Genomic DNA, 15,909 nt, shown 5'->3' on the forward strand with positions numbered 1-15,909 from the left:
AATGAAAACAATGAAAAATATAGCATATACAATTATCTTAGGGCTTGCATGGATATGCAGCGGTTGCACCGACTTTCTGGAGCAACAAACTCCGCAAGGAACCATGAACGACGAGCAACTGAAAGACCCCGCATACGTAGACAACCTGATTATCTCCGCTTATGCCGTATGGATTACTGCCGAAGATATCAACTCCTCTTTCTCTATGTGGAACTATGACGTCCGTTCGGATGATGCCTATAAAGGCGGAAACGGAACTGAAGACGGTGACGTATTTCATTCTCTGGAAATCTCGCAAGGAATCATGACTACCGCATGGAACATCAGTGATATGTGGCAACGTCTGTACAATTGCATCTCACGTGCCAACACGGCATTGCAGTTATTGAACCAGACAACTGAAGCCACCTATCCGCTAAAACAGCAACGCATTGCCGAAATGAAATTCTTGCGCGGACACGGACATTTCTTACTGAAGCAGTTGTACAAGAAAATAGTATTTGCCAACGATGAGAGCCTCTCGCCCGAAGAGTATAATAGCCTGTCAAACACAACGTATACCAACGATGAAGGCTGGCAGTTGATTGCAGATGATTTCCAGTTTGCCTACGACAATCTGCCTGACACGCAAACCGACAAAGGACGCCCCACCCGTGCGGCTGCGGCAGCCTATCTTGCCAAAACATATTTGTACAAAGCTTACCGCCAAGACAATGCCGATAACAACGAAGTGACAGAAATCAATGCGGACGACTTGAAGAAAGTAGTGCAGTACACAGAGAACTCAATTATGGCAGCAGGCGGTTATAATCTGGAATCGGATTTCCACAATAACTTCCGTCCCGAACCTCAATATGAAAACGGTGTAGAATCTTTGTGGGCCATGCAATATTCCATGAACGACGGAACAACCAACGGCAACTGTAACTGGTCCAACGGACTGATTGTTCCTAATATTCCCGGAGTAACCGACGGCGGCTGCGACTTTTACAAGCCGAGTCAGAATCTTGTAAACGCCTTCCAAACAGACGCCAACGGCCTACCTCTATTAGACACATTCAACAATGAGGATTACGACAAGAATACGGATTATGCCGACCCGCGCCTGTTCCTTACCATCGGCATACCGGGACTGCCTTATGCGTTCAATGCAAACTACATCATGGACGAATCTTCCACATGGAGCCGCAGCAACGGATTGTACGGTTATTATGTAACCCTCAAACAAAACGTAGATCCCGACGGAGATTATCTGATAAAAGGTTCTTGGTGGGGTACTCCCATGAATCACATCGTGCTGCGCTATGCTGATGTATTGCTGATGCGCGCCGAAGCCCTGATACAACTGAACGACGGACGCATTGACGAAGCCATCGACTTGATAAACCGCATACGTAACCGCGCCAAACAAAGTACCGCCATGATTAGCAACTATGAAATGGACTACGGAATACACATCAACATACAGCCCTACAACGGTACTTACACACAGGCAGAAGCTTTGAAGATGCTGAAATTTGAACGACGTGTAGAACTCGCCATGGAATGTGACCGTTTCTTCGACTTGGTACGCTGGGGAGAGGCCGCTGAAGTCCTGAGCAAATACTATGCAGGAGAAGCTGATAACTGCGCTATCTACTCCAGTGCTTCGTTTACTAAAAACAAGAATGAATATCTGCCGATACCGTTTGCACAAATGAGCGCCAGCAATGGCAACTACACACAAAACTGCGGTAATTGGTAATCAATTAATCTTATATAAGCAACACTATGAAATCAAAAATAAAAAGAATTAGTTTGCTACTTTGGAGCATAGCATTACTGGCTGCAATCTCCGGATGTAGTGACAACAACCTGTCAAATCTTCAACTGAACGGAGATACTTGGATTACAACCTTTGAGCTGGACCGGTATGCCGGAGTGATAGACCGTACCAACAAAACCATAACGGTGGCACTTCCCGAAACATATAACACCGATGCCATGACCGTTACCGCCATCGAAGTGTCGGAAGGGGCCGATGCTTCGGTCAAGGCGGGTGATGTACTAAACTTCTCCTGTACACAAATGGTTAAGGTTACCAACGGAGACACCTACCTCGACTACACAGTCGTCATTAAGCATGATGAAGCCAAGATACTGTCATTCAAACTGAACGACACATATGCCGGAATCATCGATCAGGAAAATCATAACATCAGCGTACGCGTACCGAGCACGACAGATGTAACCGCCCTAATTCCAGCTATCACCACTTCGGAAGGAGCTACCGTTACTCCTGCATCCGGTCAGGCCATAGACTTTACAAATCCTGTAGACTTCATTGTCTCTTATAATACGGCATCTGCCGTCTATACGGTAACAGTTATACTTTCCGACGCTCCCGATGCCGTATATGTAGGACTTGCCACACAAATGGATGACTTGAACGCAGAAGAAAAAGCCGCGGCAACATGGATGCTGGGAAATATTCCCAATTCGCAATACATTTCCTTCGCTGATGTTCAGGCCGGCAGAGTGGATTTAAGCAAATGTAAACTGATGTGGTGGCATCTTCATATAGACGGCGGCATAGACAATATGGAGAAATTCGATAACGCCGCCCCGGCAGCCGTCAATGCATTGGTACAGATGAAAGAACTTTACAACAATGGCATGAACCTCCTGTTGACCCGCTATGCCACCTATTATGCAGCCAAACTGGGTGCGACCAAAGACGGAAACAATCCGAATAACTGTTGGGGACAAGTGGAAGAAAGCGGTGAAATAGCGGGAGGTGCTTGGAACTTCTTTATACAAGGACATACAGACCATCCTATTTACCAAGGTATCAGTCAAGACAACAAAGTGTACACATTTGATGCAGGCTACCGCACTACCAACAGTACAGCTCAATGGCACATAGGTACCGACTGGGGCGGTTATGCTGACAATGAAACATGGAGAACCCTTCATGGCGGCGTGGACTTGGGATATGGCGGTGACGGTGCCATCGTTGTATGGGAATATCCGGCAAACGCAACCAAAGGCGGTATCGTATGTATCGGTTCGGGATGCTATGACTGGTATGCTTACGGAGTGGATGTTTCGGGCGACCAATATCATGGTAACGTAGCCAAGCTGACGGAAAATGCAATTAATTATTTAACCGATAAATAAAGACTAATATATGAAGACAATGATAACATCACTTACTCTCACTGCAATGTTGTTCACTTCTTTCTGTAGTTGCAGCGATGACAACAATCCTGTCTTGACCCAAAAGGACTGGGACGGAACAGCGACCTATTTTGCCTCAACCGATGAAAACACATTCGGTACTTACTATAAACCCTATGTTGGTTATGTAGGCGATCCGATGCCTTTTTATGATCCGGTTGAGAAAGACTTTAAGATACTCTATCTGCAAGACTTCCGCCCCAACCAAGCCGGTACTTACCACCCCATCTGGGGAGTAAGTACTAAAGATGCAGCGTCTTATACATCTTTGGGAGAACTGATTCCATGCGGCGGCATCAACGAACAAGATGCTGCAATCGGTACGGGAAGCACCATATACAATCCGTCCGACAAACTGTATTACACATTCTATACAGGCAACAAATATCAACCGACTTCTTCCGACAACGGTCAGGTAGTAATGCTGGCAACTTCTCCCGACTTCAAGACTTGGACCAAGAGCCATACTTTCTATTTGAAAGGCGATGCTGACGGTTATAGCAAGAATGATTTCCGCGACCCGTTTGTCTTTGAAGGAGAAGACGGTAAATTCCATATGCTTGTATCCACCAAGAAGTCCAACCAGGGCGTATTGGCAGAATATACTTCTACCGACATGAAAAACTGGGAACACGCCGGCGTGTTCATGCAAATGCACTGGGATCGCTTTTACGAATGTCCCGATATATTCAAGATGGGCGATTGGTGGTATTTGGTTTATTCCGATATGTCCACTTACTCACGCAAAGTACAGTATTTCAAAGCAAAGACATTGGAGGTCCTAAAGCAGACAACCAATCCGCTCACCTTCCCCGATGAAAAAGAAGGCGTATTGGACTCCCGCGCTTTCTATGCAGGAAAAACAGCATCCGACGGCACCAACCGTTATATCTGGGGCTGGTGCCCTACTCGTGCCGGCAACGACAATACTGAGGTAGGCGCAGACAGTGAGCCCGAATGGGCGGGGAACTTGGTGGCACACAAAGTAATTCAACACCAAGACGGTACACTCTCTTTGGGTTTGGCAGAAAGCATCAGTGAGAAGTACACAGCCGAAGCGGACACTAAAGTAATGGAACAGGATGGAAACGTAACCCAAAACAATGGCAGCTATACGCTGGCTAACGAAGCCCATATACTTTTCAACCGCCTGAATGTACACAATAAAATCTCCTTTACCGTAAAAGCTGATGGGAATCAAGGCAAATTCGGTATCTCTTTCGTACGCGGCACAGACTCCAAAAAGTATTATACCGTTATTATCAACCCGGAAGATAACGGAAAGAAACGCAAGATAAACTTTGAAGAGGAAGGTGAAGAGGGCAAAGGTTTCATAGCCGGTATCGACAGCTATCTGTTCACCACTCCCTCCGACAATGTGTACAATGTTACCATCTGTACAGACAATTCCATTTGTGTAGTCTACATCAATGACAATGTGGCATACACTAACCGTATTTACGGAATACAAAAGAATTGCTGGTCTATCAATTCCTATCCGGAGAGCAATATTGAAGTCAGCAATTTAAAACTCAGTTATCAGAAATAAAACGACCTACTAATACCATAATAACCATGAAAACATATTTTTTAGCAATCGCTGCATTAGCTATGAGTTTTGCAGCATGCACAAATGAAGAGGAAGAGCAGATTTTCAGAAACGGAGAGAAAGGCACATTAGAAAGTCCGGTAGCTATTGATTTCTCTGCCGGCATCACTACCCGCGTAATAGGAAACGAATGGGAAACCGGAGATTTTATTGGTATCTCTGCAACGGACGGGGCCGATGCCAACTATACAAATGTAAAATATGAGGTGGCAGAAAGCGGTCCGTCCGCTACTTTCAATACTGCAAACGGAATAAACTCCATTTGCTATAAATCCGAGAATGCCATGTCCTTTAAGGCATACTATCCTTATGCAAAAGACAATGAAATGTCCGAAGGCAAAATCAAAAGAAACACAGCCCAAACTCAGGATAAAGTTGATTTTTTATGGGCAACCATAGAAAACAAGCCCTACTCGGCAGAACCGAAAGTAAACTTTACATTCCAACATAAAATGGCGCAAATCAACGTAAAGATTACATCCGGTGTCGGTGATGCCACAAACGGAAAGTCAGTTGTGATAAGCGGATTAAAGCATGACGGCGGTTTTGACACGCAGACCGGCATAGCCGCCCCGAATACAAATATAAGTGCGGAAGACTGGACTATCGGAGAGATGAACAGCCAAGATTTTTCCTACACCGGACTTATCTACCCGCAAAATGCCCTCAGCATAACCTTGAAAGTGGGTGATGGAAATGACGACCTGAAAACAACCCTCAACTTAGGAAATATCGGGAAGTTTGACGCCGGATACAAATACACCATAACCGCAACGGTTGAAGATGGAAAAATCAATGCCCATATAACAATTAACGGCAATATAATTGAGGATTGGAAAGACGGCTCCATAGCCCCCATTGCTTTCATCGGTGATGCAGAAACGGCAGAGATGCTCGAAGGAGAAGGTAAAGCGGCTTACGACTGGTTGGTAAGTAACAGCCAGTATAAAGTAACCTATTTCTCCATTAATGGGAATGATGCCACTATAAATTTAGAACAATATAAAATGATATGGGCGCATTTCGATAAAGACAACAGTAGTATCACAAGTGAAGTCAATACCGCTATTGCGAATTATTATATCTCCGGTGGTTCTGTATTAGCTTCACGTGACGCAATGTATAGTCTTATTGGATGGGGAATTATCTCAGATTCTAACAAGACAAACTGGAATTTTGGAAATAGTACAGACGAAAGAAAACCCATTGACTGGGAAGGGACACAAGGATTTACAATTACCCAAACCAACCATAAACTATTTGATAATTTACCTGCAGATTATATCCTCATTCACCAAAGAGAATACCCTTGCATCAGAAAAATGAGAGGATGGGGCGAGAATTATACCGCTGATGATTTAGAAAACTGGGAAAAGACAGCCGGAGCTCAAAGATTAGCACGTGACGGTGGAAAAGAGAACTCTATTACTATTGCTGAAATATTCAAGACAACCGGTCATGGATGTGCTATCATCATTGGCGATCCGTCATTCGAGTGGTATGGCTCTACACCGGATAACTCTAATATCAATGCTCTGTATACATTTACAACAAATGCTATCAATTATTTGATTAACCAAGTTACTCAACAGCAATAATATTATCATATCATACTCCCTATCAGAAGCATTACGATAATCCTTTGGTAGGGAGTTATTTATCTCTCATCAGGGTTCTATGCATTATTTACTTCCAACTTCACCTCTGCCGCACACGCATATCCCTCTTCATAAAGGTCCGTCAGCTTCTTCACATCCCTTTCGATTCGGTCCACCACTATTGGCTTTTGCGGACGTATAACGGTGATTTCCCCTGCATCTTCCAGTTGTTCCACCAATTCCAGCTGTTCGTTGTAAACACGGCTGCGCCGATTGATGGCTTCCCTTAAAAGAGGATATTTCTTATAGATAAACGGAGGAACTTTAGTTCCTTGAAGCTCCTTACGGTAACCCCTGTTACGTGTCAGTACTACAACATTGCGGGTATATCCGTCTTGGCGGGCACGCATCAAAGGAATGCTGTCCACAATACCGCCGTCCAGCATCGGAATATTATCCACATAGGTAATGGGACAGACAAAGGGCAAGCTACTCGAAGCACGGACTATGTCGATGACACGCTCCTTATTCTGTTTTTCTTCAAAATAATCGGCTTCTCCCGTCAGGCAGTTAGTAGTTACCATGACAAAACGCTCCGGACTGCGGAAATAAGCATCATAATCGTATGGCAGGATATGTTCGGGAAACTCCCGGAACAAAAGGTCGAAATCCATGATATTGCGTTTCTTCAACAGATATTTCAGTCCGATATAATTATACTTCTCCAGCAGGTCTATATTACTGTACTTGGCACGTCCCCGCTGCCCCGACATATACGACAGTCCGTTGCACGCACCTGCACTGACGCCAATCGTATAAGGAAAGCGAATTCCCCTATCCATAAAGTTATCCAACACACCACAAGTAAAGACGCCACGCATACCGCCGCCCTCAAGAACCAGTCCACTTTGATTGTCTATACGCACTAATTTATCCATAAGTGTCAGAATTAACGCGCCAAAGATAGCTTTTGTTTACGATATTCTACCTATATTTGCAGCTACAACTATAAATTAATAACAATTTAATCATGATGAAAAAGCCTATATTAATTGCCGCTTTAGGACTGTTCAGCCTGAATATCATGGCACAAGACGCCCCGAAAGAAGAGGGATTCGTCTTTACTACCGTAAAAGAAAACCCTATTACCTCCGTTAAGAACCAGAACCGTTCCAGTACATGCTGGAGCTTCTCAAGCCTCGGTTTCTTGGAGAGCGAGTTACTGCGTATGGGTAAAGGAGAATACGACCTCTCCGAAATGTTCGTCGTACACCACACAATGGTAGACCGTGCACAGAACTACGTGCGCTATCACGGTGACAGTTCTTTCTCGCCGGGCGGTAGTTTCTATGACATCATGTTCTGCCTGAAGAACTACGGTCTTGTTCCGCAAGAAGCCATGCCGGGCATCATGTACGGTGATACACTGCCTGTACACAATGAGCTGGATGCCGTAGCGGGCGCCTACACAGATGCCATTGCCAAAGGCAAACTCAGCAAACTGTCTCCCGTATGGAAGAAAGGTTTGAGCGCTATCTACGACACTTACCTCGGCCAATGCCCCGAAAAGTTCACTTATAAGGGAAAGGAATATACTCCGAAGACTTTCGGCGAATCACTCGGTATCAACCCGGATGATTATGTATCATTGACTTCGTATACACACCACCCGTTCTACACCCAGTTCGCCATTGAGATTCAAGACAACTGGCGCAACGGACTTTCTTGGAATCTGCCGATAGAGGAACTGATGGCCGTTATGGACAATGCTGTTAAGAACGGTTACACCTTTGCATGGGGTAGCGACGTCAGCGAACAAGGTTTCACCCGCGACGGTATCGCCGTTATGCCGGATGCAGCCCGTGGCGCTGAACTGACTGGTTCGGACATGGCACGTTGGACAGGTCTTACCGCTGCCGACAAACGTAAAGAGCTGACCAGCAAACCACTGCCGGAAGTAAACGTGACTCAGGAAATGCGTCAGACAGCTTTCGACAACTGGGAGACAACCGACGACCACGGAATGGTTATCTACGGTATTGCCAAAGACCAGAACGGAAAAGAATATTTCATGGTAAAGAACTCTTGGGGATTAAGCGGCAAGTATAAAGGCATTTGGTATGCTTCCAAGGCTTTTGTCGCTTACAAAACCATGAATATCCTCGTTCATAAGGACGCACTTCCCAAAGATATTGCCAAGAAACTGGGTATTAAGTAACAATAACCCGAAACTCATATAAGAAAAATGAATTAATTGTCGTCACTCGTTACTAAATCTCCGTATCCCTCTATTCATGGGGAATACAGAGAGTGACGACAATATTATAAGAGTGACGACCAATAATTGGTCGTCACTCTTTATACCTCTGTGCAAAAAACCTATCATTAGCTTCGCTCAAAACATCTTTTGATTTTTACACTAAGGTATAGTCTGTCATTCAGAGGAGCTTGCGACGAAGAATCTCCTCTCTTATGTATGCAGAGAAGAGATTCATCACTTCGTTCAGAATGACAAAATGATAGGACTTTTATGTCTTGACACATTTAGTTTTTCTTCGTCCCGCAGCCGGCAACCGTAGAGCCCGCAGTTGGCAACCGGACGGCCCGCAATTGGCAACCGGACAGCCCCCAAATGGAAAACGAGGTTTTGCATCGTTCCGAGTAACATTTTACATCACACAAAAACGGAAAAAGAACCGTCCTCATCCTATTTTCCTTATGTCATACGCTATCTGCGACACTGTCAAACGTTTTGCGTTTTTGCTCAAAATCTTCTCGGATGTGCATTTTTTACTTTGTTTTCTTGTCAAACCCAACTCTTTGCGTAAATTTGCACGCTGATAGTTAACCGGATAATTTCAGTAGCAGGACTCTACTACTCCTATTCCCGGCACTGACATATAGAAATACTAATACTAATTATTAATAGCATGAGTTTGAAAATTGTTGTATTGGCAAAACAAGTTCCCGACACACGTAACGTTGGGAAAGATGCCATGAAAGCCGACGGAACCATTAACCGCGCGGCACTCCCTGCCATCTTCAACCCCGAAGACCTGAATGCCCTTGAGCAAGCTCTCCGATTGAAAGATGAACATCCGGGCTCCACCGTAACCATCCTGACTATGGGACCGGGACGCGCAGCCGAAGTTATTCGTGAAGGACTTTACCGTGGCGCCGACAACGGCTATCTGCTGACTGACCGCGCTTTTGCCGGAGCTGATACACTGGCCACCTCCTACGCCCTTGCCACCGCCATCAAGAAGATTGGCGATTACGACATCATCATCGGCGGTCGCCAAGCCATCGACGGTGATACGGCTCAAGTAGGCCCGCAGGTAGCGGAAAAGTTGGGATTGACGCAGGTGACTTATGCAGAAGAGATTCTGAATGTGGACAAAGCCGCCAAAAAGATTACCGTAAAACGTCATATCGACGGTGGTGTGGAAACGGTAGAAGGCCCGTTGCCCATCGTTATCACCGTCAACGGAAGCGCCGCTCCCTGCCGTCCGCGCAATGCCAAACTGGTACAGAAATACAAACGCGCCCTCGGCGCACAGGAGAAAGCCGCCATTGAAAAAGAAGGCGCAGAACTGCCGTATGCAGCCCTTTATGAGAAGTATCCTTATCTGAACATCACCGAATGGAGTGTGGCCGACGTGAACGGCGACCTCGTACAATGCGGTCTGAGCGGTTCGCCTACAAAGGTGAAAACCATTCAGAACATTTCATTCCAAGCCAAAGAAAGCAAGACACTGACAGGCAGCGACCAGGATGTAGAAGATTTGATTGTTGAACTGTTAGCTAACCACACGATAGGATAAGATTATGAATAATGTATTTGTATATTTAGAGATAGAAGGCACTACGGTTGCCGATGTCAGTCTCGAACTCCTGACCAAAGGTCGTAAACTGGCTAATCAGTTGGGCTGCCAGCTGGAAGCTGTTGCCGCCGGAAACAATTTGGCAGGCATTGAAAAGCAAGTATTGCCCTTCGGCGTTGACAAACTGCATGTATTCGACGCCCCGGGCTTGTTCCCATACACTTCCCTTCCCCACTCTTCCGTCCTCATCAACCTGTTCAAAGAAGAACAACCGCAAATCTGCCTGATGGGTGCAACCGTTATCGGCCGTGACCTCGGTCCGCGCGTGTCTTCCGCACTGACCAGCGGACTGACCGCCGACTGTACTTCACTGGAAATCGGCAACCATGAGGATAAGAAAGAAGGCAAGACCTACGAAAATCTGTTATACCAAATCCGTCCCGCATTCGGCGGCAACATCGTAGCAACGATTGTGAACCCCGAACACCGTCCGCAAATGGCGACCGTACGCGAAGGCGTGATGAAGAAAGAGATTCTGGATGCCAACTACAAGGGTGAAGTTATTCGTCACGACGTTGCCAAGTACGTTCCCGAAACGGACTATGTAGTGAAGGTTATCGACCGCCACGTAGAAAAAGCCAAACACAATCTGAAAGGCGCTCCCATCGTCATAGCCGGCGGTTACGGCATGGGCAGCCGCGAGAACTTCGATATGCTATTTGAACTGGCTAAGGAACTCCACGCCGAAGTAGGCGCCAGTCGCGCCGCCGTCGATGCAGGCTATGCCGACCATGACCGCCAGATTGGTCAGACCGGTGTTACCGTCCGCCCGAAACTCTACATTGCTTGCGGCATCAGCGGACAAATCCAACACATTGCCGGTATGCAGGAGAGCGGTATTATCATCTCCGTCAATAACGACGAAAATGCTCCTATCAACACAATTGCAGACTATGTTATCAATGGTACGGTAGAAGAAGTTATTCCGAAGATGATTAAGTATTACAAACAGAATAGTAAGTAAGGAAATTATGGCTAATTTTTATACAGATATTCCGGAACTCAAGTTCCACTTGAACAATCCGATGATGGAACGTATCTGCGAACTGAAAGAACGCGGCTACGAAGATAAAGACAAGTTCGATTATGCTCCGCAGGACTATGCGGATGCCATCGACTCATACGACAAGGTACTCGAAATCACCGGTGAAATTACGGGTGAGATTATCGCGCCCAATGCCGAAGGCGTGGACGAAGAAGGTCCTCATTGCGCCAACGGCCGTGTGGAATATGCCAGCGGTACCAAACAGAACCTCGACGCTATGGTGAAAGCCGGCTTGAACGGTATGACCATGCCGCGTCGTTTCGGCGGACTGAACTTCCCTATTACCCCGTACACCATGTGCGCGGAAATCGTAGCTGCCGCCGATGCCGGTTTCGGCAACATCTGGTCTTTGCAAGACTGTATTGAAACTCTTTACGAGTTCGGCAATGAAGACCAGCACAGCCGTTTCATCCCCCGCATCTGCGCCGGCGAAACCATGTCAATGGACTTGACCGAACCGGATGCAGGCTCTGACTTGCAATCGGTAATGCTGAAAGCTACTTACGACGAAGCAAACAACTGCTGGCGTCTGAACGGCGTGAAGCGTTTCATCACTAACGGTGATGCCGACCTGCACCTCGTACTGGCACGTTCGGAAGAGGGAACAAAAGACGGCCGCGGCCTGTCCATGTTCATCTACGACAAGCGTGACGGCGGCGTAAACGTTCGCCGCATCGAAAACAAGCTGGGTATTCACGGTTCTCCTACTTGCGAGCTGGTCTACAAGAATGCGAAGTGCGAGCTTTGCGGCGACCGCAAACTCGGTTTGATTAAATATGTAATGGCACTGATGAACGGCGCCCGTCTGGGTATCGCCGCCCAGTCCGTAGGTTTGTCACAAGCCGCCTATAACGAAGGTCTGGCTTATGCCAAAGACCGCAAACAGTTCGGCAAAGCCATCATCGAGTTCCCCGCCGTATACGATATGCTGGCTATCATGAAAGCCAAATTGGATGCAGGCCGCGCCTTGTTGTACCAAACTTCACGCTACGTAGACATCTACAAGGCATTGGACGACATCGCCCGCGAACGTAAACTGACTCCGGAAGAGCGTCAGGAACAAAAGAAATATGCCAAATTGGCCGATTCTTTCACTCCGCTGGCCAAAGGTATGAACTCCGAATATGCCAACCAGAACGCTTACGACAGCATCCAGATTCACGGCGGTTCCGGTTTCATGCTGGAATATGCTTGCCAGCGCATTTATCGTGACGCACGTATCACCAGCATCTACGAAGGTACTACGCAGTTGCAAACGGTAGCCGCTATCCGCTACGTCACCAACGGTTCTTATGCCGCCACCTTGCGCGACTATGAACTGATTCCGTGCAGCGAAGAAATGCAACCGTTGTTGAATCGCGTAAAAGAAATGACAAACAAGTTCGAGGCTTGCACCAATGCCGTTAAGGAAAGCGGCGACCAAGAGTTGCTTGATTTCGTGGCCCGCCGCCTTTACGAAATGGCTGCCGTATGCGTAATGTCCCACTTGCTGATTCAGGATGCTGCAAAAGCGCCCGAATTGTTCGCCAAATCGGCACTGGTGTACGTAAACTATGCTGAATCGGAAATAGAGAAGCACTTCAACTTCATCCGCAAGTTCAAGGCTGAAGAGTTGGAAGGTTATCGCAAGTAAAAGTCTTAAAACTTTGATTGACATTTCATCCTGTCATTCAGAGGAGCTTGTGACGAAGAAGAGAGTGTGCCAAAATACACTTGATAATTTCTTTTAGGCACGGATTACGCGGATTTCACGGATTTTCTTTATTTCTTTTCCGTGAAATCTGTGAAATCCGTGCCTAAAAAGAAACAAATAGTAAGCGAACTTTTGTTTTGACACATTTTCTTCTTCGTCACAAGCTCCTCTGAATGACAGGATGAAATGTCAATCGGAGTTTTAAAGTCAGTCCAAGCCTCCCAACAGTCTCAGCTTATTGTGCAGCGAATAAATCTCCTGCTGCATACTTTCCATACGCTCCAGCAAATGATGAATGGCATCAATACCTTCGATATTGATAGACAAGTCGTAATACATACGGCTGTAACGCTCTACATCCGGCAATTGGGAAAATTGCAAACAGCGTTCGCCACCTTCCGTCAAAATATCTATCAGACCGCCTTCCTGCAACATCTCAATGAACGAGGGCTCTATGTGGCACTTGTCACAATACTCACTGATTATAATTAATTCGTTCTGCATAACTCGTTCTCCTTTTTAGTTCATACTTTGAATTTTACGGAACAGTTCTTTCTGCTGCTCCGTCAGATTCGTCGGCAACTTTACGGAATAAGTCACAATCAAATCACCGAACCGGCCTTCCTTCTTGTATACCGGAAAACCTTTCCCTTTTAGACGGACTTTTGTCCCGTTCTGCGTTTCGGGCTTTACTTTCAGCTTCACCTGACCGTCCAATGTATCTACCAACTTCTCGCCACCCAGAAGCGCCGTATAAAGGTCAATATCCACATCTACATACAGTTCGTCGCCCAAGCGTTTGAATACGGGGTCCTCAGCAATCACAAAAGTAATGTACAAGTCGCCTGCAGGTCCGCCGTTGATGCCCTCGCCGCCATAGCCTTTCAGCTTAATGACTTGGCCGTTTGCCACACCGGCAGGAATGGTGATACGGACATTCTTACCGTTCACCGTCAATATCTGCTTATAGGTTTGGGCTGCATCCCGAAGCGACAGGTTCAAATCGGCATGGAAATCCTGCCCGCGAAAACCTGTATTCGCTCCGCCTCCGCCACGTGTGCGGTGTCCGAACATCTGTTCAAAGAAATCGGAGAAGCCGTCTGCATCCTGACCGCCGAAGCCACCGAAACCTCCCGCCCCGGCTTGCTGTTGCGCCCGCTTCTGCGCTTCAAATTCATCGGCGTGCTTCCAGTGCTCGCCATATTCATCATATTTCTTTCTTTTCTCAGGATCACTAAGCACCTCGTTGGCTTCGTTGATAGCCTGAAACTTATCTTTGGCAGTAGCGTCATTAGGATTCAAGTCGGGATGATATTTGCGCGCCAACTTACGGAACGCTTTCTTGATATCATCCTGAGATGCCGTTTTGTCTACTCCAAGGACTTGATAATAATCAATATAAGCCATAGTTTATAAGTTTTGTATTCTAAAATGGATAGAACAAACAGCACACCAACTTTGTTTTTCGGGAACTAAAATGTGTAAACGAAATTAAAAATCTTATTTTTAAATACCAATCGAAAGGTTACCAAATACAAATCCCGAAATTGTCGCCATAATGATAACAAGAACCACATATACAATGGTCTTCTTTGTGCCCATAACACCCCGGATAACCAACATATTAGGCAACGACAGCGACGGTCCCGCCAACAGCAACGCAAGCGCAGGACCTTTACCCATGCCGGAAGCAAGTAACCCCTGAATAATAGGAACTTCAGTTAGTGTTGCGAAATACATAAACGCTCCTGTAAAACTTGCGAAGAAGTTGGAAAGTAGAGAATTTCCACCAACCGCCCACTCTATCCACTCGTTAGGAATAACTCCGGCGATAGCAGTGCTGTCGTGCGTAGAGCCCAGCAAGAAACCTGCAGTAACGACACCGATTGCCAATAAGGGCAGTATTTGCTTGGCAAACCCCCATGACGAAAAAGCCCAGTCCCGATTCTCTTCATCTCCCTTGTCGAAAAGCAGAATGACGGAAAGCAACGTTATGCCTACAACCATCGGTACAAGCGGCACTAATTTAGCATTGGAAACGAAAGCTCCGGCAAGAAAAGCGGAGGCAATTGTCAGCACTGCTCCGACACATACCCACAATACTCGCAATCTCAATATTTTGACGAGTGACCAACAGAGCATCAATGCGAAAATTCCCGCAATATACCATTTATAGGAGAAAATGAAATACCATAATCCCCTGTCGGAAGCGGCAGGTGCACCCCAGTTCGCAAAAACAAGAATCAGTACCAACGTAAAGAAATGAAAAGTAGTCTGCCACATCGGACGCTTTTCCGGTGGCGGCACAATATTCATCTGTTCCTCTTGTTTGGCTTTCTCCTCCTTACGGAAAATGAATGCCATTGCAAGCCCTATCACTACAGAAAAGCCGATAGCTCCCACCATGCGAGCAATGCCCATCTCAATACCCAAAATACGGGCCGTCAAGATAATGGATAAAATACTGATGGCAGGACCTGAATAAAGAAAAGCGATGGCAGGACCTAAGCCCGCACCCCGTTTGTAAATACTTGTAAATAAAGGTAAAATCGTGCAGGAGCAAACAGCCAATATACCTCCCGAAATAGCGGCGATCGTATAGGATAGCCACTTCTTGGCATTTGCCCCGAAATATTTGAGCACTGAACCCTGACTGACGAACACAGCAATCACCCCTGCTATGAAGAATGCAGGAAGCAGACATAGCACTACGTGTTCCTGAGCATACCATTTTGCAAGATCGAGAGTCGCATCAATGGCCGTCATAAAACGCTCGTTGCCAAGCGGCATGAAGAAGACTGCCGCAAAAACTATGATAATCCAAAAGAGTATTTTCAGTTCCTTTTTCGCATCCATAGCCA

Annotated in this window: 12 protein-coding genes; 8 read left to right on the forward strand and 4 right to left on the reverse strand. The window is 46.4% G+C overall.

Annotation, left to right across the window (positions count from 1 at the left end; genetic code table 11):
* The first annotated feature begins 10 nt into the window (after window positions 1-10).
* From DW121_RS08650 to DW121_RS08665, 4 genes are read left to right on the forward strand one after another with little or no spacing between them, the layout of a single operon-like run.
* On the forward strand, window positions 11-1,744 hold the full coding sequence (locus DW121_RS08650) for a RagB/SusD family nutrient uptake outer membrane protein (RefSeq protein WP_117711458.1): 1,734 nt from the start codon (window positions 11-13) through the stop codon (window positions 1,742-1,744).
* 26 nt (window positions 1,745-1,770) lie between these two features.
* Window positions 1,771-3,159: a DUF4960 domain-containing protein gene (locus tag DW121_RS08655; RefSeq protein ID WP_117711287.1), complete on the forward strand. Its 1,389-nt coding sequence runs from the start codon at window positions 1,771-1,773 to the stop codon at window positions 3,157-3,159.
* Window positions 3,160-3,169: 10 nt separating this feature from the next.
* Complete coding sequence (locus tag DW121_RS08660; protein WP_118323535.1) at window positions 3,170-4,768, forward strand: glycoside hydrolase family 32 protein; 1,599 nt, start codon at window positions 3,170-3,172, stop codon at window positions 4,766-4,768.
* A 26-nt stretch (window positions 4,769-4,794) separates the two neighbouring features.
* Window positions 4,795-6,426 carry a fimbrillin family protein gene (locus tag DW121_RS08665; protein WP_118323536.1) on the forward strand — a complete coding sequence of 544 codons (1,632 nt, stop codon included), beginning with the start codon at window positions 4,795-4,797 and terminating at the stop codon, window positions 6,424-6,426.
* Window positions 6,427-6,503: 77 nt separating this feature from the next.
* On the opposite strand, the gene DW121_RS08670 is transcribed toward DW121_RS08665, so the two are convergent.
* Window positions 6,504-7,364, reverse strand: coding sequence for a patatin family protein (locus tag DW121_RS08670; protein WP_117711284.1), 861 nt, complete (start codon window positions 7,362-7,364; stop codon window positions 6,504-6,506).
* A 95-nt stretch (window positions 7,365-7,459) separates the two neighbouring features.
* On the opposite strand from DW121_RS08670, the gene DW121_RS08675 reads away from it, so the two are divergent.
* From DW121_RS08675 to DW121_RS08690, 4 genes are all read left to right on the forward strand, one after another.
* A complete protein-coding gene (locus tag DW121_RS08675) occupies window positions 7,460-8,644 on the forward strand; it encodes an aminopeptidase C (RefSeq protein ID WP_118323568.1) in 1,185 nt (394 codons plus the stop codon).
* Between the two features lie 712 nt (window positions 8,645-9,356).
* Entirely contained in the window at window positions 9,357-10,250 is an 894-nt protein-coding gene (locus DW121_RS08680) for an electron transfer flavoprotein subunit beta/FixA family protein (protein WP_117711277.1), read from the forward strand.
* Window positions 10,251-10,254: 4 nt separating this feature from the next.
* Window positions 10,255-11,274, forward strand: a complete 1,020-nt coding sequence (locus tag DW121_RS08685) for an electron transfer flavoprotein subunit alpha/FixB family protein (protein ID WP_022217746.1) — start codon at window positions 10,255-10,257, stop codon at window positions 11,272-11,274.
* Between the two features lie 7 nt (window positions 11,275-11,281).
* Window positions 11,282-12,988 carry an acyl-CoA dehydrogenase family protein gene (locus DW121_RS08690; protein ID WP_117711276.1) on the forward strand — a complete coding sequence of 569 codons (1,707 nt, stop codon included), beginning with the start codon at window positions 11,282-11,284 and terminating at the stop codon, window positions 12,986-12,988.
* A 267-nt stretch (window positions 12,989-13,255) separates the two neighbouring features.
* Here DW121_RS08690 and DW121_RS08695 read toward each other — a convergent pair whose 3' ends face one another.
* From DW121_RS08695 to DW121_RS08705, 3 genes are all read right to left on the reverse strand, one after another.
* Entirely contained in the window at window positions 13,256-13,552 is a 297-nt protein-coding gene (locus DW121_RS08695) for a chaperone modulator CbpM (RefSeq protein ID WP_009121266.1), read from the reverse strand.
* 15 nt (window positions 13,553-13,567) lie between these two features.
* On the reverse strand, window positions 13,568-14,455 hold the full coding sequence (locus tag DW121_RS08700; protein WP_118323537.1) for a DnaJ C-terminal domain-containing protein: 888 nt from the start codon (window positions 14,453-14,455) through the stop codon (window positions 13,568-13,570).
* 99 nt (window positions 14,456-14,554) lie between these two features.
* A complete protein-coding gene (locus DW121_RS08705; protein WP_118323538.1) occupies window positions 14,555-15,904 on the reverse strand; it encodes a permease in 1,350 nt (449 codons plus the stop codon).
* Window positions 15,905-15,909 lie beyond the last annotated feature (5 nt).

This window comes from Bacteroides sp. AM10-21B (assembly GCF_003472565.1).
GTDB classification, from domain to species: Bacteria; Bacteroidota; Bacteroidia; order Bacteroidales; family Bacteroidaceae; genus Bacteroides; species Bacteroides propionicigenes.